19 protein-coding genes and 1 other RNA gene are annotated in these 19340 nt (G+C 39.4%); 13 read left to right on the top strand and 7 right to left on the bottom strand.

Features of this window, described 5'->3' with window-relative positions:
* Positions 1-204 precede the first annotated feature (204 nt).
* A complete protein-coding gene (locus CQA63_RS07045) occupies positions 205-573 on the top strand; it encodes a DUF485 domain-containing protein (RefSeq protein WP_104700279.1) in 369 nt (122 codons plus the stop codon).
* Positions 557-2206, top strand: coding sequence for a cation/acetate symporter ActP (gene actP, locus CQA63_RS07040; RefSeq protein ID WP_104700278.1), 1650 nt, complete (start codon positions 557-559; stop codon positions 2204-2206). The genes CQA63_RS07045 and actP overlap by 17 nt, the downstream gene beginning before the upstream one ends.
* Positions 2207-2596: 390 nt before the next feature.
* On the opposite strand, the gene CQA63_RS07035 is transcribed toward actP, so the two are convergent.
* On the bottom strand, positions 2597-4543 hold the full coding sequence (locus CQA63_RS07035) for a heavy metal translocating P-type ATPase (RefSeq protein ID WP_104700277.1): 1947 nt from the start codon (positions 4541-4543) through the stop codon (positions 2597-2599).
* A 339-nt stretch (positions 4544-4882) separates the two neighbouring features.
* Here CQA63_RS07035 and CQA63_RS07030 point away from each other — a divergent pair, with 339 nt between their 5' ends.
* The gene (locus CQA63_RS07030; protein WP_233706640.1) at positions 4883-6262 is read left to right on the top strand and encodes an SLC13 family permease; all 1380 of its coding nucleotides are present in this window, start codon (positions 4883-4885) and stop codon (positions 6260-6262) included.
* Here the strand turns inward: CQA63_RS07030 and CQA63_RS07025 are convergent.
* The gene (locus tag CQA63_RS07025) at positions 6254-6715 is read right to left on the bottom strand and encodes a MarR family winged helix-turn-helix transcriptional regulator (RefSeq protein WP_233706639.1); all 462 of its coding nucleotides are present in this window, start codon (positions 6713-6715) and stop codon (positions 6254-6256) included. The two genes, CQA63_RS07030 and CQA63_RS07025, sit on opposite strands and share 9 nt — an antisense overlap.
* Positions 6716-6785: 70 nt before the next feature.
* Between CQA63_RS07025 and rnpB the strand changes: the two genes are divergently transcribed.
* From rnpB to CQA63_RS06975, 10 genes are all read left to right on the top strand, one after another.
* Positions 6786-7121, top strand: an RNA gene (gene rnpB / locus CQA63_RS07020) — RNase P RNA component class A.
* 237 nt (positions 7122-7358) lie between these two features.
* The gene (locus CQA63_RS07015) at positions 7359-7874 is read left to right on the top strand and encodes a flagellar FLiS export co-chaperone (RefSeq protein WP_104700288.1); all 516 of its coding nucleotides are present in this window, start codon (positions 7359-7361) and stop codon (positions 7872-7874) included.
* Positions 7874-9238, top strand: coding sequence for a glutamate--tRNA ligase (gene gltX / locus CQA63_RS07010; RefSeq protein ID WP_104700276.1), 1365 nt, complete (start codon positions 7874-7876; stop codon positions 9236-9238). Before CQA63_RS07015 ends, gltX begins: the two co-directional genes overlap by 1 nt.
* Positions 9239-9241: 3 nt before the next feature.
* Positions 9242-9535: a YggT family protein gene (locus CQA63_RS07005; RefSeq protein WP_104700275.1), complete on the top strand. Its 294-nt coding sequence runs from the start codon at positions 9242-9244 to the stop codon at positions 9533-9535.
* 20 nt (positions 9536-9555) lie between these two features.
* Positions 9556-11193 (top strand): lytic transglycosylase domain-containing protein, encoded by a 1638-nt coding sequence (locus CQA63_RS07000; protein ID WP_244916284.1) that lies wholly within the window; start codon positions 9556-9558, stop codon positions 11191-11193.
* 10 nt (positions 11194-11203) lie between these two features.
* A complete protein-coding gene (galU, locus tag CQA63_RS06995) occupies positions 11204-12028 on the top strand; it encodes a UTP--glucose-1-phosphate uridylyltransferase GalU (protein WP_104700274.1) in 825 nt (274 codons plus the stop codon).
* Positions 12028-12435 (top strand): hypothetical protein, encoded by a 408-nt coding sequence (locus CQA63_RS06990; protein ID WP_104700273.1) that lies wholly within the window; start codon positions 12028-12030, stop codon positions 12433-12435. Before galU ends, CQA63_RS06990 begins: the two co-directional genes overlap by 1 nt.
* An 11-nt stretch (positions 12436-12446) precedes the next feature.
* Entirely contained in the window at positions 12447-13712 is a 1266-nt protein-coding gene (gene murA, locus CQA63_RS06985; RefSeq protein WP_104700272.1) for a UDP-N-acetylglucosamine 1-carboxyvinyltransferase, read from the top strand.
* 2 nt (positions 13713-13714) lie between these two features.
* Positions 13715-14287 (top strand): toxin-antitoxin system YwqK family antitoxin, encoded by a 573-nt coding sequence (locus CQA63_RS06980; RefSeq protein WP_104700271.1) that lies wholly within the window; start codon positions 13715-13717, stop codon positions 14285-14287.
* A gap of 18 nt (positions 14288-14305) precedes the next feature.
* Positions 14306-15109 (top strand): toxin-antitoxin system YwqK family antitoxin, encoded by an 804-nt coding sequence (locus tag CQA63_RS06975; protein WP_104700270.1) that lies wholly within the window; start codon positions 14306-14308, stop codon positions 15107-15109.
* Between the two features lie 28 nt (positions 15110-15137).
* Here the strand turns inward: CQA63_RS06975 and CQA63_RS06970 are convergent, their stop codons facing one another.
* The 5 genes from CQA63_RS06970 to fabG form a co-directional block, all read right to left on the bottom strand.
* Positions 15138-15962 (bottom strand): cysteine ABC transporter substrate-binding protein, encoded by an 825-nt coding sequence (locus tag CQA63_RS06970; RefSeq protein WP_104700269.1) that lies wholly within the window; start codon positions 15960-15962, stop codon positions 15138-15140.
* Between the two features lie 38 nt (positions 15963-16000).
* The gene (accA, locus tag CQA63_RS06965) at positions 16001-16927 is read right to left on the bottom strand and encodes an acetyl-CoA carboxylase carboxyl transferase subunit alpha (protein WP_104700268.1); all 927 of its coding nucleotides are present in this window, start codon (positions 16925-16927) and stop codon (positions 16001-16003) included.
* Positions 16928-16941: 14 nt separating this feature from the next.
* Positions 16942-18177 (bottom strand): beta-ketoacyl-ACP synthase II, encoded by a 1236-nt coding sequence (locus CQA63_RS06960; protein WP_104700267.1) that lies wholly within the window; start codon positions 18175-18177, stop codon positions 16942-16944.
* Positions 18178-18254: 77 nt separating this feature from the next.
* Complete coding sequence (acpP, locus tag CQA63_RS06955) at positions 18255-18488, bottom strand: acyl carrier protein (protein WP_104700266.1); 234 nt, start codon at positions 18486-18488, stop codon at positions 18255-18257.
* Between the two features lie 67 nt (positions 18489-18555).
* Positions 18556-19299, bottom strand: coding sequence for a 3-oxoacyl-ACP reductase FabG (gene fabG, locus CQA63_RS06950; protein WP_104700265.1), 744 nt, complete (start codon positions 19297-19299; stop codon positions 18556-18558).
* Positions 19300-19340: the final 41 nt, after the last annotated feature.

The following is a 19340-nucleotide window of genomic DNA, read 5'->3' as shown; positions in this document are numbered from 1 at the left end:
CAAGTCTGTCATATTGATGGCGTTTAGGGCGGAATATCTCTTAAGAGAATGATGAGGAGTTTGGCAGTTTTCAACCTTACTTGAAAGAATATTTTAAAAATATTTTTACAAGAAAAGGGTGAGTATTGCCTAAAATTTAGTGTTTTGCTATCACTAAAAAAGCCTTAAAATAGGCTCAATGCAAATAAAATAAAGGAGGAAAAGATGGTATGTAAAAAGGCTTATTGCGAACCAATTAATGAAGAGCAAAGAATGGTTTTTAAAGAATTTGAAGATTTTTATCGCTTTAAAATGCGTTTTTGCTTGGTTTTAACCATAATTATTTTGGGCTGTTATTTTAGTTTTTTAATTCTCACAGGTTTTACCCCTGATTTTTTAGCTTTGCAAATTGGAGATTCGCCTGTTACTTTAGGGATAGTTTTTGGACTATGCTCTATTTTATTAGGAGTGCTTGGCACGTATGTATATAGCTTTGTTGTGAATGTGTTTTTAGACAAAAAGGAAGAAGAAATTATTAAAAAAATGAGACAAACCCAACTCATCAAGGAGGAAGGAAATGAAAATATTACTTAGTTTTTTGTTTTGCCAATCTTTTATGCTTGCTGCTGCCTTTGATGCTGAGGGCGAAGTTGCAAAAAGTGCTTTTAATGCCCCAGCGGTAGCGATGTTTGCTTTATTTGTTATAGCGACACTTGTTATTACGTATTTTTGTTCTAAAAAGACTCAATCTGCGGAGAGCTTTTTCACAGCGGGTGGAAATATCACGGGCTTTCAAAATGGGCTTGCCATCTCTGGAGATTATATGAGTGCGGCTGCCTTTTTGGGACTTAGTGCTTTGATTTTTTCTTATGGTTTTGATGCGCTTATCTACCCTGTTGGCTGGACTATAGCGTGGCCTATAATACTTTTTTTAATCGCGGAGAGATTAAGAAATTTAGGGAAATTTACCTTTGCTGATGTGATTGCTTTAAGATTAGAAGAAAAGCCTATTCGCATAGTGGCAGCCCTAAGCACTTTATGTATCGTCATTTTATATTTGATAGCCCAAATGGTCGGGGCTGGGCAGTTGATACAAACGCTATTTGGCTTGCCTTATGCGTTGGCTGTTGTGTTAGTAGGGATTTTGATGATGATTTATGTTATTTTTGGAGGTATGCACGCAACGACTTGGGTGCAAATTATCAAAGCCTCCTTGCTTTTAGGCGGTACTTCATTAATGGCTTTAATCATCATATATTTATCAAAATTTGATCTTACCTATTATTTTAATCAAGCTATAGCTAATCACGCTAAAGGCGAAGCCATAATGAAAGCGGGTGTGTTCTTTAAAGACCCTATCGCTACATTTTCTCTAGGGCTTGCAGTTACTTTTGGCACAGCGGGCTTACCTCATATTTTAATGAGATTTTTCACGGTTAAAGATTCTAAAGAAGCACGAAAATCAGCATTTTGGGCTACGGTATTTATCGCCTATTTTTTTATCCTCATGTTTATTTTGGGATTTGGAGCCATAGCCTTTGTGTTAGCTGATACAAGATATATAGATGCGAGTGGGAACTTTAATGGGGCTTCTAATATGGTGGTTATCATACTTGCTGAAATTTTAGGAGGGAATATCTTGCTTGGGTTTATCTCTGCTGTTGCCTTTGCTACGATTTTAGCTGTGGTATCGGGCTTGTGCATAAGCGGGGCTGGTGCAATCGCACATGATTTATACACTCACACATTTAAAAATGGCAAGGCAGATGAGAAAACACAAATGAGAGTAAGCAGGGTAGCTACTATAATTTTAGGCATTTTAGCTATTCTCTTGGGCTTTGTGTTTGAGAATCAAAATGTAGCCTTTATGGTTGGGCTTATCTTTGGTATAGCAGGAAGTGTGAATTTCCCTATCATTTTGCTTTGCATATATTGGAAAAATCTCACCACCAGAGGGGTTTTTATAGGAGGATTATTGGGGCTTATAGCTGTTATAAGTTTTGTGATTTTAAGCCCGAGTATGTGGGTAAAAACTTTTGGCTTTGAGCATGCCATTTTCCCCTATGATCACCCTGCTATTTTTTCAATTCCTCTTACTTTCTTTTTGTTATGGTTTTTTTCCATTACAGACAAGAGTAAAAGGGCTAAGCTTGATAGAGAGAATTTTGAAGCCTTTGATTTTAGGGCAAAAACAGGCATTGGTGCAAGCGAGGCTGTGGCGCATTAATGCTTCTCCCCTTTAGCATTTGCAAAGGGGAATCTCCTTTTAACGACTAGTGAATCTTCATTTTTGTCATATCTTTGTCCCCGCTAGGGGGTGAAGAATCTCTCTCAAAACCTACTAGAAAGCCCACGTGAATTCTTCGGCTTCGCCAAAAACATAACAAACTTCGCTACCCGCAAGGAAAACCCACACATAATAAAGACCTGCAAAGGAAATTATTTTATCAGCTCTTGGGGGCGGGCGTGAGCGGAGGCGAAGAATCCCTTCAAGAATCGCTAGTTGTTAAAAGCAATTATTCACCCCTTGCAGGGGTAAAGATATGATAAGAGGGGTAGAGTTTCTAGTAATGCTAATAGCAATTCTTCGGCTGCGCTTAAGATATGACAAACTAAATTATGCCTTATGCACAGGGCGCATGGCATTGAGTAATGCCAAAAGAGCTACGCCTACATCGCCAAATACGGCAAGCCACATATTGGCAATGCCCATAATGCCTAAGACTATAAGCACAAGCTTACTAAGGAGTGCAAATGAGATATTCTGCCATGTAATTTTGCGTGCAAAAAGTGCGATTTTATAAGCCTGCACAAGGGTTTGCAAACTTTGATGACTTAAGATAATATCTGCACTCTCTTTGCTAATGTCATTACTTCTCTCCCCTGTGTTGATACTTATACCCACATCACTTGCTTTAAGCACAATGCTATCATTAATGCCATCGCCCACAAACGCGCTTTTACCTTGCCATTGCTGCATAAGGACTTTTAGCTTTTCTTCTTTCTGGGCAGGGAGGAGATTGCCATAAGCGTGGGTGATATTTAATGCTTTGGCGATTGTATCTACATTGGCTTGATTGTCCCCGCTAAGAATGGCAAAGTGCTTGATACCGCAATCTTTTAGGGCTTGTAAAGATTCTTTTGCATCTGCTTTGAGTTTATCTCCTATAAGGATATGCCCTGCATAATTACCATTATGGGCAATATAGACAATGCTATGGGGGGTGTCTATGGGCGTAAAATCAATATGATATGCTCCTAAAAGTGCGGCATTGCCCGCGAGTATCTCGCCCTTATCGCATATAACTCTCACTCCCTTGCCTCCTATTTCTTCATAGGAGAGGATATTTATTTGCATAGGCTTTGTGTGCTTGGCTATGCAGGTGGCGATAGGGTGGTTTGAGTTTTGCTCAGCAATGCAGGCAAGCGTTAAAAGGCTTTGGTCTGTGTAACCTTGTGTAGGAGCATATTGAAGTATCTCAAATGTGCCATAAGTGAGTGTGCCTGTTTTATCAAAAATGATGTTTTTTACATTTGCTAAACTCTCTAAATAAATTGAACCCTTGCAAAGCACGCCCTCTTTGCTTGCTCTCCCCATAGAGGCAAAATACCCTAGAGGTACGGCGATTACAAGCGCACATGGGCAGCTTATCATCATTACTACAAGTGCGCGATATATCCACTCATGCCATTCCCCATTAAAAAGCGGGGGGATAATGGCTACGCATAGAGCAATGATAAAAATAATAGGCGTGTAAATGCGCGCAAATGATGTGATGATTTTTTGGCTTTTGGCTTTATTTTTGCCTGCAAGTTGTGTGAGTTTGGCAATTTTAGCAATATGTGAATCTTCAAAACGTCCCTCTACACGTACTTCTAGCACAGCAGTTGTATTGATTGCCCCAGCCATAATGCTATCCCCCTCTTTTACACCCACAGGGCGGCTTTCACCATTAATTGAGTGCATATCAATATAGCTTTTGCCCTTAAGGATTTTGCTATCTGTGGGGATTTTTTCCCCTACTTTGATAAGTAAAATATCGCCTATTTGCAAGGATTGGGGATGGGTATCTATAAAGCTATTATGCACTTTTTTATGTGCAATATCAGGCATAATCTGCACAAGTGCGCTAATAGAATCTTTAGACTTGGCTATAGCACGAGATTCTAAAAACTCTCCCACGCGAAAAAAAAGCAGCACAGCCACAGCTTCACTTACCTCGCCAATACACCATGCTGCAAGAGTGGCAAAGAGCATGAGTGTGTGCTCATCAAAGAAGATTTTGTTTTTACAATTTTCCCAAAAAGCAGAGAATATAGGCTTGCCTGCTAAAATATAAATCATAAAGAGTATGAAATATACAAGCAAAGGTACAAAGCTTATATTTGCAAAAGATTCTATATGGAGCGCAAGCATACAGAGGGCAAATACCCCTATAAGTGTGAGGATAAAAGTGAGTTCGTGTTTATGTGAGTGAGTATGATCTTCACAGCATGAGCAAGTAAGGTCATCTTGAGTTTGTGCTTTCTCATTTTGTGCTTTTTCTATTGTTTGTTTTTCCATGGGGACCTCCCCGTTTGATTTAAAAATAATGGGCGATTATGGCAGAAATTTGTAAATATACATATAGGGGGTATATGTATTAAAATAGGCTTTATTTGAGAATTATGCTATAATCCGCACTTTTAGGCATTCCCCCATAAAACAACAACTTAAAGGATATATGTGGCAAGTAAAATTCAGCAAGATTCACAAAGCAATATTGAGCAAGGTAGCGATACGCATAAAAATCTACATAAAAGCACGTATGAAAACACGCAAGTAAGAGCACATAAAAATATTCACGCAAGGGCATATAGGAGAGCAAAAGCACATAGAATCTATACACATTTCACACAAGGCGTGAAGAAAAAAAGTATCACCTATGAGACTATCATTGGCATATTAGTAGCTCTCATCTTTGGCTTAATTGCGGCATTGCTGGCGATTTTTTACCTTGATGCTTCTTTTAAGGTATCAGCGCTTTTGGGGATTATTGCCCTGCTTGTTACCCTTTGGACAAACAAAGCCCTCCCTTTAGGAGTAGTCTCTTTGCTACCCATTATCCTTTTCCCAAGTTTTGGGATTCTTGATACTAAAAGTGCTACTGCTAATTATGCCAATCCTATCGTGTATCTCTTTTTGGGTGGGTTTATGCTTGCTACAGCGACAGAAAAAATAGGCTTGCATAAAGTCATAGCAAGCAAGTTTTTAGGGCTTTTCCCTAAGACGCCAAAGGGCATTATATCTGCACTTGGGCTTGCTGCCTGTGTGCTAGGCACGGCTCTCTCAAACTCCACAACAGCTATTTTGCTCCTCCCTATCGCCCTCTCTGTAAGCCAAGATTATGCGCTAAAAATGCGCTTTTTGCTTGCTGTGGCTTTTGGGGCGAGTATTAGCGGGATCACTACGCCTATTGGCTCTCCGCCCAATTTGATATTTTTAGGATATTTAGAAGAGCTTGGATTGGAGGGCATTAGCTTTACGACATGGATTTTTATGATGACTCCGCTTACTTGCCTTATGCTTTGTGCGATGATTTATATTCTCTCTTATAAGGTAGGGGAAAGCGAATTGGAGCTTGATAGCTTTGAGCATGTAGAGCTTACGTCTGCGCACAAACGTTTGCTCTTTTTTATCGTTGTGCTCCTTGTTTTGCTCTTTATCAACTCTCCTATTAAGCCTTTTTATAATGGATTGGGTTTAAATGAAAATGTGATTTTGCTTGCATTTGGGCTTTTGATGTTTGTGCCTAAAATTGGCTTTTTGGATTGGGATGATTCTAAATCAATCCCTTATGAACTTATCTTTTTATTTGGTGCGGGTTTTTGCATTGCTGCAGCATTTTCACAATCTGAACTTGGCGGGGTATTTGAGGGGTATTTTAAGAATTTTGAACATTTGCCATTTTTTATCTTTTTATTCTTGGCTTGCATTTGTGCGATGATTGCTACGAGCTTTTTAAGCACGACCGCACTTATTGCTATCTTGCTCCCTATTATCTATACCGCTACGCAATCATTCCTTAGCGGGAATGAGCCTACTATGACGATGCTTGCTATTACGATATGTGCGAGTTTTTCATTTATGATTCCCATATCTACGCCGCCTAATGCTATTGTGTTCGCAAAAGGGAATATCAAAACATGGGATATGGTGCGTTTGGGATTTTTACTGAGTGTAGTGGGGATAGTGCTTATTCCACTTTTTGCTTTTGTGTATTGGCGGTGGTTTTTAGGCTAGTTGAGATTGTTTAAGTAGGGCGTCTTCAAGCATAAGACGTATGCGCGTAAGTACATCAAGGCAAGTGTCAATTTCTTGTTGTGTGCATATTTCATGGATGAGGGCTTCAAGCTGCATAAGTTTAGTGCGTAATAAAAGCGAGGCATTTTTGCCCTTTGGAGTGAGAGTAAAGATATAAGTGCGCTTGTCATTTTGGGCGAGTTTTTTAGAGGCAAATCCTTTGGCGATAAGTCTTTGAATCTCCCTTGAAATAGTGGCTTTGTTTTTATCAAGTTCTTTGGCGATATGATTGATATATATTTGAGAATCCTCTTCTATATAAAGCAGTACCACACCTTGTTCAAAGCTAAGGTTATAGGCTTTTAGCTCATTTATAAAAAATGCTTGAAAGTTCCGTGAAACTCTTCCAATTTGATGTCCGAGGTGTTTGTCTTTTATCAATGCGCACTGCAAGGCTATGTCTCCTTAATATAACTTAAGTAAAGAAACTATGATTATAACAAAATTTGCTATAATTTTCACGTAGGCATAGTAGGTGGTTGCTTTTGCAGACGCAAAAGAGGAAAGTCCGAGCTACTTAAGACAGGATTCCATTTAACAAATGGCTAGGGTAACCTAAGGGAAAGTGCAACAGAAAATAACCGCTTTTGTTTATGATAAATAAAAGTAAGGGTGAAAAGGTGGGGTAAGAGCTTACCGATTTTGCAGTAATGCTAAATGTCCATGCAAACCCAATCCGTAGCAAGAAGAGTATGGTTAAAGTCTTAAATATGAACTCTTCGCTTGAGGTATGTTGCAAAACATATCCTAGATAAATAGCCACCCACGACAGAACTCGGCTTATCGCTATGCCTCCCCCTCCCCCTTTCATTTATGCAAGCTTAATTGTAATGCTTTTGTGAATGCTTCACCTCTACTTCGTGCTCCTCCAAGAGGCAATAAACTTAGCTACCCACATAAGGAGATTATTTGCTCATATCTTTTGGGAGTGTGAAATACGACTAAACATCTCTGTGGGCTTGAGTACGTGAGATTACTTCAATTGGAATAAAATATGCTTTATATCAGTAAAAATGCTAATTGTGAGGTTAGGCTTATGCAAGATATATTATCCACATTTCAAAAACACATAGGGGAGCAATTTGAGCCTGAAATACACCCAAGAGAGAGGATACATCAGTTTGGAGAGGATATTAAAGGGGCAAATGAATTTATTGGTGCGCTTCAAAGTGCTTCTGCTGCACTAAAGAAGATTCTAAAAATAGCAAAGAATCCAACTATCCAAGATGCACATACTTTGAGCCAAGATATACAAGAGATTGTAGAGAATGCCTCATTTATGGGTTGTGGGTTGTTTGATACATGCCTACATACAACACTCCATTCCCAAGCATATACCTTTAGCGTGAATAATCCTCTGCCACTTTTGCCACAATCACAAAAGGGCGAGCTAGATACACATGCGCTTGTGCTTTATGTGGAAGAGAAAATCCAAGAGGCTAATCAAATGCTTCTTGCACTTAATGACGCCCTTTTAGCGGGCACAGAGGAGGATTATAATTTTAATGAATTTAATCCCAAAGCATTTGCAGAGATGTTTAAGGGGAGATAATGCTACGATTTGCGCCTTCTCCTACGGGTGATATGCACATAGGCAATCTTAGAGCAGCTATTTTTAACTATATCATCGCTAAACAAAGTAATGAGAAATTTCTTATCCGCATTGAAGATACAGATGTTGCACGCAATATTGAGGGCAAGGATAAGGAGATACTCAATCTTTTAAATCTCTTTGGTCTTTTATGGGATAAATTGGTCTATCAAAGTGATAATTTTACGCATCATCGCAAGCTTGCAGAATATCTTATAAGCAAGGATTTAGCCTTTTATTGTTACTGCTCTAAGGCATTTTTAGAATCCAAGCGCCTTGAAGCTAAAGAACAAAAAAAGCCCTTTCGCTATGACCCAAAGTGGGCAGAGCTTGAAAAACATAGCAATCCAAAGCCTGTGGTGCGCATTAGAGGGGCAAAGAGTGCCATTAGCTTTGAAGATGCAATCAAAGGGCACGTGCGCTTTGAGGCAGATGAGATAGATAGCTTTGTGATTTTGAAAGAAGATGGAATCCCCACCTATAATTTTGCTTGTGCGGTTGATGATATGCTTTATGATGTGAGCTTTATCGTGCGAGGTGAAGACCATGTGAGTAACACTCCACGTCAGATTCTTATCCATCGTGCTTTGGGCTATGAGAAAGTGCTAGGATATGCGCATTTGCCCATTATACTTGGGGAAAGTGGCGGTAAAATGAGCAAACGCGATAGTGCGTCCTCTGTAGCGTGGTTGCTTGAAGAAGGGTTTTTACCCCAAGCGATTGTGAATTATCTTGTATCTATAGGGAATCACACACCCACAGAAGTCTTTAAATTAAAAGATTGCTTTGAGTGGTTTGATATAAAGCATATTGCAAAATCCCCTGTGAAATTTGATATGAAAAAATTGCGATTTCTAAATAGAGAACATTTGAAGGCTTTAAACGAGCAAGAGTTTGCCCTGCTTTTAGATAGCAAAGACCCAACTCTTGGGGCTTTAGCAAAGCTCTATTTGCAAGAGGCAAGCACACTTAATGAAATTCGTGAAAAAATCAAACTTTTATTTGCTCCTAAAAACATCGCACAAACCGAAAATAATGAAAGCTTTGAATCTGAATGCAAGATATTATATGCACATTTGCAAGAGATGATAAAATCTCATAGCGAGGATTTAAAAGATTATGAAAGTCTTAAAACTGCCCTTATGCAGCGCACACAACTAAAGGGTAAAAAGTTTTTTAAGCCTTTAAGAATCCTCCTTACAGGCTCTACACATGGCTTAGAATTAAGCGAACTTTATCCATATTTGCGTTTTTTCTTAAGCGATATTGTTACTTTGGGTTCACAAGATTACTCTATGCTTTCACAATTTAAAGAGAGGGATTAGAAAATGGTTTTGGCTACCTTTTTACACGCTATAGCGACTATATTAAGTATGCTTATTAATTTATATATATGGATTATTGTTATTGCTGCACTTATAAGCTGGGTGAGACCTGATCCATTTAATCCCATAGTACAGCTCCTTAATCGCCTAACTCAGCCATTATATGCAAAACTTCGTAAGTTTATCCCCACCACCATAAGTGGCATTGACTTTTCACCTTTAATTGTGGCGGTGGTGTTAAAGTTTATTGATTTATCGCTTGTGCGTCTTTTGGCGCAAGCGGCACAAATGCTATGAGTTGGTTTAAAGCACATTTAATGATAAGAGTGTGGATTTTATCATCTATCGCTTTAGGTATGGTATATGCCCATACTCATATTACGCTTGATTTTTTAGAATCTAAGCCCAGAGGTTTAGCAAGGGATTTTTATATTTGGCAGTTTTTGAGTGATGAGCGCACTTCTTTACAAGAAGCGATCAAAGCCTATGATATGATATTTCGTAAAACTCCCAAGCTTGATAATCTCTTAAGCATAAAGGGCAAGAGTGCGGAATTGCCGCGGGATTTGTATTGCCAAAGTCTTAGCTTTGATAAACTCATTACACAAGATAAAGCGTGCATTAAAGTTGGGTTGAATCTAGCCCATATCCCCTCCATGCCTAAAAAAAACAAAGATCTTTTGCTGCAAATTTTTAACGACAAGGCAGATGTAGAGTTTGCAAAACGTATAGAAATTTTGGGCTCTCATCAGATTCTTACAGGTATGCTTAAAAGTGATGCGCAAACTTTTGCGAGTTTATATGAGGTGCTAAGGGCGAGTAATCGCCTCCATATTATTAATCAAGGTATCAAGCCTCAAGCCCTAAAAAGACTTGCTGATGAGAATAATAAAGCCTTTAATGCTATGTTAGAGCGCATTATTGTGAGTATGGATAAAAGCTATGATAAATTTAAAAAATCTCTTATAGGGGCTAATATTACGGGGGCAGATTCTTATACGCTTTTTATGCTTGGCTTAAATGAGCTTTTGCATAATCAGCACAAAAGTGCATTGACTTACTTTAAACACGCTTATAATAAAGCTCAAACTCCCATGCAGAAAAACCGCACTCTACTTTGGCAATATTTTTTAAGCAGGGATAGAGCATTTCTTGAAGCTTTAGCCCAAAGCACAAATGTAGATATATATACTATTTATGCTAATCAAAAGCTCAATGTCCCCCCAAGCTATCAGGTGGTTACTACTCTAGGTAAGCTCTCTTCAAGGAAGCCAAAATTTGATATTAAAGATCCCTTTCAATGGCAACTTTTAAAAGAACATTTAGCCCAAATCAAAAATAGGCAAGATTTGGAAGAATTAGCCAGACATTTTGCATATAAGGACACGAGCCCACATCTTGTATATGTACTCAATCAGCTAACCCACTTTAGTATTCATTATTTCATCACTCCCTTTAGTGAGAAAATTTCATGGAAAAATAATGACGAAAAAGCTTTCACTTATGCGATTGCTAAGCAAGAGAGCACGCTTTTACCCGCACTTGTATCGACTTCTTATGCACTTGGTATGATGCAGATAATGCCCTTTAATGTGCAACCATTTGCCAAAAGTCTTAAACGCGATAATATTAGCTTAGAAGATATGTTTGATCCAGTAATTGCCCTTGAATTTGGCACATTTTATTTAAATGATCTCTCAAGGGAATTTAAGCATAAACTTTTTGTATCCTATGCTTATAATGGCGGTCCGGGCTTTTTAAGACGCACACTAAAAAGCAAAACGCTTTTTATTAAGAATCGTAATTATGAGCCTTGGCTTTCTATGGAGCTTATTCCCTATAAAGAATCTCGCGATTATGGGCTAAGAGTTTTGGCAAATTATATTGTTTATCAAGAGAGTTTTGGGAATCATATTCAGCTTGAAAGTTACCTCAAGGAAACACTAATTAACTAAAGGAGTTTTAATGATTACTAAATGTCTTTTCCCCGCTGCTGGATATGGCACGCGCTTTTTACCTGCGACAAAAGCTATGCCAAAAGAAATGCTCCCTATCCTCACCAAACCGCTTATACAATATGGCGTAGAAGAAGCCCTAGAGGCTGGTTGCAAGGATATAGGGATTGTAACTGGACGTGGGAAACGAAGCATTGAAGATCATTTTGATATTAACTATGAATTAGAGCATCAAATATCAGGCACAGATAAAGAAGAGCTTTTAAGCAGCATTAGGAAGGTAACGCAATGTTGCACATTCTCTTACACAAGGCAAAATGAAATGAAAGGCTTAGGGCATGCCATTCTCACGGGAGAGACTTTAATAGGCAATGAGCCCTTTGCAGTCGTGCTTGCTGATGACTTATGCGTAAATCCCGCTGGGGTGGGTGTATTAAGTCAAATGGTGAAACTTTATAAAAAATATCGTTGCTGTATTGTTGGCATTGAGGAAGTGGAGAGGAGCGAGGTAGATAAATATGGGATTATTGAGGGTGAAGAAATAGAAACAGGCGTATATAAAGTAAGCGATATGGTAGAAAAACCCCCAGTGCAAAATGCTAAAAGTAATCTTGCTATCATCGGTCGCTATATTCTCACGCCTGATATTTTTGATATTTTACGCGTAACTAAACCGGGCAAAAAGGGTGAAATACAAATTACAGATGCGATTAATGAGCAAGCCAGAAAGGGGCATGTTTTGGCTTATAAGTTTGAGGGCAGACGTTATGATTGTGGAAGTGTTGATGGCTATGTGAAAGCCACTATCGAGTTTTATGGGCAATTAAAGCATTAATGTTTAATCTTAGTTTTTATGTTGTTTATTGGTTATTGTTTTTTTTACTCTGCTTGCCTATTATTTTTGCGGGGCTTCTCTCTATTGCCCTTGATAATGAGAAAGTAGAGCAAAAAGAAAGTGATTTGAGTGCTATTTCAAAAGAAATTGATGAAAATACCAATAATAAAGAAAAATTAAGGGCATTGCTTGAAAAATTTATAAAAAATCATAAAAGCTATCCCCAAGACGGAGAAGAGCATAGCTTGTGGCTTGATATTATTTCACGTTTTGCTGCCAATATGAATCTTATGGAAGTCGATGAGGTTGTGAATTTTCAAGATAGTTTAGAGGGTGCTAACCCTGAGAGCAAGGCTAGTATTAGAGAAGTTATCGGTAAGGCTTTGCAAAAACGCGAAAGTAAATAAAAAGGATTATTATGGATTATTTACAAATTACAAAAAGTGCTCATTTGGGAGGTGCTATCTCTGTCTCTGGGGCGAAGAATTCGGCTTTGCCTATTCTTGCTGCTACTTTGCTTAGCTCTAATGAAGTACATATTAGCAATCTCCCCGATGTAGCTGATGTAAAGACTCTTGCGCGGCTTTTGGAGCATTTGGGTGTGAATATCACTTGGCATGATAATAATACCTTAAGTGCGTGCTCTAAGCATATTGTGCATACGCGAGCAATATATGATATTGTGCGTAAAATGCGTGCTTCTATTCTTGTTTTGGGACCGCTTTTAGCACGCTTTGGTTATTGTGAAGTGAGTTTGCCCGGGGGCTGTGCTATAGGTGCTCGTCCTGTGGATTTACATATTAAAGCTATGCAGAATCTTGGGGCGAGTATTCGTATAGAGGGTGGATATATTATTGCAGAGGCAAAGGGGGGCTTAAAGGGAGCTGATATATTTTTTGATAAAATCACCGTAACAGGCAGTGAAAATGTCATTATGGCTGCAGCACTTGCACATGGCACAACGCGTATTATTAATGCCGCCAAAGAGCCAGAGGTGGTGCAATTATGTGAGATACTCTCAAAAAGTGGCATTAAGATAGAAGGCATAGGGAGCAATGAGCTTGTCATTGAGGGAAGTGGGGGAGAGCTTCTTAATTTCGCACCTATTGAAGTAATACCCGATAGAATCGAAGCAGGGACATATCTTTGTGCTGGGGCGATTACAAACTCTTCAATCACATTACATAAAGTGCAAAATGCCCATATTATGGCGATTACTGATAAGCTTGAAGAAATTGGCTTTAACTTTGATAAAAGCTCTGATAGCATTACTTTGCTTCCAGCTAAGACTTTGAAACCTTTTGAGATTGTCACTACAGAATATCCCGGATTTCCTACTGATATGCAGGCGCAATTTATGGCTTTAGCTACGCAATGTGAGGGGGTAAGTGTGATTGAAGAGAGGCTTTTTGAAAATCGCTTTATGCATGTGAGTGAATTGCAACGGCTTGGGGCAGATATTTCACTTAAAGGTAACCATGCTACTATTAAGGGAGTAACTCCACTTCATGGCGCTGATGTGATGTCCTCAGACCTACGTGCAAGTTCAGCACTTATTGTGGCAGCGCTTGTGAGTGAGGGGGTTACAAATATTCATAGAATCTATCATCTTGATAGGGGCTATGAGCAAATCGAGCATAAATTGCAACATTTAGGTGTGCATATTATGCGTTTAAAGAGCTAGATATGTTGCGTGTAGTAAGGATATTTGTGTTTATGCCATTATTTGCCCAAGCAGCGTATGATCTTAGAATCTCCTATACAGGGGATAAAAACGCCCCCACAACCATTAAAACTCAATATTGCAAAGGCACAACGATAAAATGTGGCAAGCAAACAAAAGTTTCCTTTAATGGTGTGCTGCTTTTTAAGGCGTATTATGAAAATGGCGAATATGAAGGCGAGGTGCTTTCTTACTACAATGATGGCTCCTTGCAAGAGAGGCGGACATATAATAAAGGCAAGGAAGAAGGAAAGCGGGTGTTTTATTACCCTAATGGCAAGATTCAAAGTGAGCAAGAATATGTCTCCAATAAACGCGAGGGGGAGGGCAAGACATATTATGAGAATGGAGTGCTCCGTGCGGAATTTACATATAAAAATGATAGGCTTCATGGCATAAGGCAGGATTTCAATAAAGCGGGGGCTTTAGTATATGCAACGCTCTATAAAGACGGGAAAAAGCAAGCCATGCAGCAATATAATGCCAAAGGAGAGGTTATAGATACAAAGAATTGCCGTTGGCAGGCGTGTTATTAAAGATAATGGAGGGGAGAAGTGAGAGAGAAAGCACAATGGCTTAGTATTATAGCAGTGTTAGTTTATGGATTATCCGGGTGTGTGGAGCCTTTAGCACCACAAATGCCTAAGCAAGCAAAAGATGGTGAAACTCCAACTCAAACATCAAGTAAGGAATCAAGGGCACAGAATACCTTACCCCCAAAGAAAGCACCAACAAAAACAGCACTCAAGCCAGCAGCAAAACAAGTCATAAAGCAAGCCCCACCAAAGCCTATATTAGCAAAACCTTTGCCACAGCCACTTCCACCAAAGGAAATAGAGCAAGAAGAAAAGGGAGAAAAGGAAGACATACCCTATAGTCAAGAAATGCTTGAAGAGATAAGTGGAGAGGAAAGTAGCGAAGAAGTGCAAGAATATGGGCAAACTTACAGGGCACTTATTACCTATAAACCGGGTACTAAGATTAAGCATGGCAAGGAAATTCTCTACTACCTTGATGGTCCTATAGCACAAATTGCATTTTATGTCGATGGCAAAAGGGAGGGCTTGTATCAGATTTTTTCTCATAAAGGGGTATTGATTTATGAGGCTTATTATCGATTAGGATATTTGCATGGGGTATGTCGGCTTTTTGATGTCAGCGATGGCAGGCTAAGAAGTGAGATGTATTTTGCTCAAGGCATACAAGAGGGGGAGATGAAAATATATGATATTACAGGCGTGCTATGGCATACCATCCAATACAAAGCAGGTAAGAAAAACGGCTTAAGCAGGGAATATGATAAAAATGGAAAAGTTATTAGAGAAGTGCTCTATGAGAATGATAAAGAGGTAAGATAAGCCCTAAATGAAGGGCTTTTGATGGGAGTTACTGATTAGAGAAAATTACAGAATCCATTCTTTCCTCACCAAAGATAGGTGCAAGTGTGTGCTCATACGCTTCTTGTATAAAGCCCTCTTTAGTGAGTGTGTCAATCTCATTATCAAGCCAAGCTTTAAGCTCGATATTACCCTTTTTCACTGCTGGGGCGATAGTTTCTTCTTCGCCAAGTGCAGGGATACCTACGCCAAAGCCCTCATTTTCCATAGCCCAAGCGAGCACAAGGGTATTATCATGTGCGAGTGCATCGCCCCTTTTATCCTTTAATGCAAGGAAAGCCTCTGTATTTTGCTCATATTTCAGCAGTTCAATTTCGGGGTATTTTTTAGTGAAAAACATATCAGCTGTCGTCCCTTTATTGACAATTAGCTTTTTGCCTTTGAGATCATCAATGCTTGTAATCTCACCATTGGGAGAGACAACTCCAAGCGAAACTTTCATATAAGGCTTAGCAAAATCTACAACCTGCTCGCGCTCAGGGGTTTTAGTGAAATTTGCCATGATAATATCTACTTTATTAGAGCGCAAGAATTCTACCCTAGAGGCAGCTTCTGTAAGGACAAACTCAACTTTTGTTTCTTCACCTAAGAGGTCTTTTGTGATACGTTTTGCGATATATACATCAAAGCCGTCATTTTGACCATTCTCATTGATAAAGCCAAATGGAGGTTTGTCGCTAAATACCCCAATGCGTACAACTCCTTTTTGCTTGATTTGCTCTATTGAATCAAGTGCAACCTCTTGCTTATCTTTGCAGGCACTAAGACCTATAATAAGAGCCAAGTTCATAAATGCCAAAAACCACTTTTTCATTTTTACTCCTTGTGTATGAAATTAGAAACGGGTTTTGATTATTCAAATGCCCCATAACTAATGAGTTTGTTGTAACGTTTGCTAAGGTAGCTATCATCTTGTGAGATTTCCTCTAAGGCTTTAAGGAAATAGGTTTTTATAGCTTTAGCGGCATTTTCTTTATCTCTATGAGCACCGATAATAGGCTCATCAATAATATCATCAATGAGCCCGCATTTTTTGAGTTCAATGGGAGTAATTTTGAGTGCTTTTGTGGCAGATTCTATTTTTGATGGGTCATTCCACAAAATCGCCGCACAGCCCTCAGGTGAGATAACGCTAAAGACAGAGTATTGCATCATCGCAAGCCTATCAGACACTGCAATAGCCAAAGCCCCACCGCTTCCCCCCTCACCAATAACAATAGCAATGGTAGGGGTTTTGAGCTTGGCAAATTCTTGGAGATTCTTTGCGATAGCTTCACTTTGTCCACGTTCTTCTGCGCCTAAACCGGGATAAGCACCTTGAGTATCTACCAACATAAGGATAGGGATATGGAATTTCTCAGCAAGTTTAGCAGCGCGCAAGGCTTTACGATAGCCCTCAGGGCTTGGCATACCAAAGTTACGTGCTAATTTATTTTTAGTTCCCCTCCCTTTTTCTTCACCAATGATCATCGCGGTTTGTTCGCCTATTGTGGCAAGAAAACACACGATGGCTTTATCATCTTTGAAATGTCTATCACCGCTAATTTCATATAAATTTTTACCAATGAGTTCAATATAATCCATAGCATAAGGGCGGTCTGGGTGACGTGCAAGCTGGAGTTTTTGGTAATCGCTTATATTGGCATATACGTTATTTACTTCTTTTTCAAGCTCCTTTTGGAGGATTGACTTTGCATCATCATCACCTCGCAAAGAAGCTGAATCTATATCATCTTGGAGATTTTTAATTTTTTGCTCAAAATCAAGATATGTAGCCATTGCCCACCTTTATGCTATATCTTGCTAAAAATTACAACGCCATTTGTACCACCAAAACCAAATGAATTACTCATAACTACATTAATGTTTTTTTCGCGTGCAGTATTTGGGATATAGTCAAGGTCGCATTCAGGGTCGGGAGTTTCTTGATTGATGGTTGGAGGAAGCACACCATTTTGCAATGCCATGAGAGAAATAACCGCTTCGATGGCTCCTGCAGCACCAAGACAATGCCCGATTTGACCTTTTGTAGAGCTTACAGGAGGGACAGAATCTTTCCCGCCAAAAGCGGCTTTAAGCGCCATTGTCTCATATAAATCATTATAGGCGGTGCTTGTGCCATGGGCATTGATATAATCCACAGATGTATTTGCCATTTTAAGCGCAGCCCTCATCGCACGTAATGCCCCCTCTCCTTGTGGAGCGGGCGTAGTGATATGATTAGCATCACCACTTTCGCCAAAGCCAATAAGTTCGGCATAGATTTTAGCTCCACGTCTCTTGGCATGTTCATACTCTTCAAGCACTAATGCCCCCGCACCCTCTCCCATAACAAAGCCATTACGTTCTTTATCAAAAGGACGAGAAGCCTTAAGTGGCTCATCATTTCTATCACTTAGGGCTTTCATTGCTGCAAATCCACCAATACCTACGGGGCAGATAGCAGATTCTGAACCGACAACAAGCATAGCATCTGCGCCATTAAGCATGATGGTTTTTGCTGCTTCACTAATGGCATGTGTACCCGCTGCACACGCTGTAACGCTTGATAGATTTGGTCCTTTGAGTGCGTATTGTATGGAGATAAAGCCTCCTAACATATTGACTAACGCAGATGGAATAAAAAACGGATTGATACGACGTGGTCCCTTTTGCTCGCAGACAATTGAGTTTTTCTCAATATTGCCAAGCCCGCCAATACCTGCAGCTGAGCTGATACCAAATCTCTCTCCAAATGCGGAATTAACCACTTCTCCCTCAAGCAGACCGCTTTCCCTCATAGCCTCTTTGGCTACTTGCAAGCCAAGTTGTATGAATCTATCTGCCTTTTTTACTTCGCGTGGGTCAAGAACATCTTCGGGATTGAAATCAGTAATTTCACCAGCAATTTTTACAGGGAAATTCTCTGTTTCAAAGCAGGATATGTGTTTGATACCGCACTTTCCATTAACAATCGCCTTAAAGGAGTCTTCTTTGTTTAAGCCTAGCGAATTGACCATTCCTAAGCCGGTTACTACCACTCGACGCATATATTATTCCTTTGTGTTTAAGTAGGTATGATAGAGAATCCTCACTCACCAGAGAGTATTCTAGGGTTATTTTTATATTATTTACCTGCTTTTTCAATATATGTTACGACATCGCCAACGGTTTTGATTTTTTCTGCGTCATCATCAGGAATTTCAATTGAAAACTTTTCTTCTAATGCCATAACAAGCTCTACTACATCAAGTGAATCTGCATTGAGATCTTCTACAAACCGAGATTCCGGTTTTACTTCATTTGCATCAACATGTAAATTTTCTACTACCACTGCCTTTACGCTTTCAAATGTATCCATTATATTCTCCTTGTTTTAGACTTAAGCCTTGCATTGTAACAACTTTTGTTAAATGGCAAGCTTTGTTTTACATATAGAGTCCGCCATTGACTTTGAGTACTTCACCTGTAATATAGCTTGAATGCTCTGAGAGTAGAAATGCCACAGCTTGGGCTACATCACTTGCTTCTCCAAAACGCGCAAGCGGAATATTTTTAATATAACCCTCTACAATTTCGGGCTTTAATTCATCAGTCATATCGCTTTTGATAAAGCCGGGCGTAACGCAATTAAAACGAATGTTCCGTGCTGCGCCCTCATAGGCAAAAGATTTGCTCATAGCGATCATACCGCCCTTGCTTGCTGCATAGTTTGTCTGCCCCATATTACCGCGCTCACCAATGATTGAAGCGATATTTACAACACTTCCAAAACGTTGTTTGCCCATAATTTTTAAGGCTTCTCTGCAGCCAATAAAACATGACTTTAGGTTGGCATTAATCACATCTTCAAAGTCAGTTACACTCATTCGTAAAGCAAGTTTGTCAATGGTAATACCCGCATTATTGACCAAATAGCTAAGTGTGCCATCGCTCTCTAGGATTACCTTTAATGCAGCGACAAACTCCTCTTCAACGCTCGCGTCAAATTTAATTACCGCAGCCTTGCCACCTTTTGATTCTATATCGTTTTTAAGCGTATCGGCAAGTTCAGGCTTTGAGCGGTAGTTAATCCACACTTTTAATCCATAGCTTGCTAATGTTTGAGCAATTTGTGCGCCAATGCCTTTGCTTGAACCAGTAATAAGCACATTGCTGCCTTGAAATTTCATACTTTCTCCTTCGTGTTTTTTGCAATCTTAACTTATTTTGG

It is taken from the genome of Helicobacter marmotae, assembly GCF_003364255.1.
GTDB lineage: Bacteria > Campylobacterota > Campylobacteria > Campylobacterales > Helicobacteraceae > Helicobacter_C > Helicobacter_C marmotae.
This window is presented reverse-complemented; position numbering and strand designations above follow the sequence as displayed.

Bases quoted from the DNA above. Each gene is read 5' to 3' on its own strand.
- CQA63_RS07045 (WP_104700279.1), top strand. From the start codon at position 205: ATGGTATGTAAAAAGGCTTATTGCGAACCAATTAATGAAGAGCAAAGA.
- actP (WP_104700278.1), top strand. From the start codon at position 557: ATGAAAATATTACTTAGTTTTTTGTTTTGCCAATCTTTTATGCTTGCT.
- CQA63_RS07035 (WP_104700277.1), bottom strand. From the start codon at position 4,543: ATGGAAAAACAAACAATAGAAAAAGCACAAAATGAGAAAGCACAAACT.
- CQA63_RS07015 (WP_104700288.1), top strand. From the start codon at position 7,359: ATGCAAGATATATTATCCACATTTCAAAAACACATAGGGGAGCAATTT.
- gltX (WP_104700276.1), top strand. From the start codon at position 7,874: ATGCTACGATTTGCGCCTTCTCCTACGGGTGATATGCACATAGGCAAT.
- CQA63_RS07005 (WP_104700275.1), top strand. From the start codon at position 9,242: ATGGTTTTGGCTACCTTTTTACACGCTATAGCGACTATATTAAGTATG.
- CQA63_RS07000 (WP_244916284.1), top strand. From the start codon at position 9,556: ATGATAAGAGTGTGGATTTTATCATCTATCGCTTTAGGTATGGTATAT.
- galU (WP_104700274.1), top strand. From the start codon at position 11,204: ATGATTACTAAATGTCTTTTCCCCGCTGCTGGATATGGCACGCGCTTT.
- CQA63_RS06990 (WP_104700273.1), top strand. From the start codon at position 12,028: ATGTTTAATCTTAGTTTTTATGTTGTTTATTGGTTATTGTTTTTTTTA.
- murA (WP_104700272.1), top strand. From the start codon at position 12,447: ATGGATTATTTACAAATTACAAAAAGTGCTCATTTGGGAGGTGCTATC.
- CQA63_RS06980 (WP_104700271.1), top strand. From the start codon at position 13,715: ATGTTGCGTGTAGTAAGGATATTTGTGTTTATGCCATTATTTGCCCAA.
- CQA63_RS06970 (WP_104700269.1), bottom strand. From the start codon at position 15,962: ATGAAAAAGTGGTTTTTGGCATTTATGAACTTGGCTCTTATTATAGGT.
- accA (WP_104700268.1), bottom strand. From the start codon at position 16,927: ATGGCTACATATCTTGATTTTGAGCAAAAAATTAAAAATCTCCAAGAT.
- CQA63_RS06960 (WP_104700267.1), bottom strand. From the start codon at position 18,177: ATGCGTCGAGTGGTAGTAACCGGCTTAGGAATGGTCAATTCGCTAGGC.
- acpP (WP_104700266.1), bottom strand. From the start codon at position 18,488: ATGGATACATTTGAAAGCGTAAAGGCAGTGGTAGTAGAAAATTTACAT.
- fabG (WP_104700265.1), bottom strand. From the start codon at position 19,299: ATGAAATTTCAAGGCAGCAATGTGCTTATTACTGGTTCAAGCAAAGGC.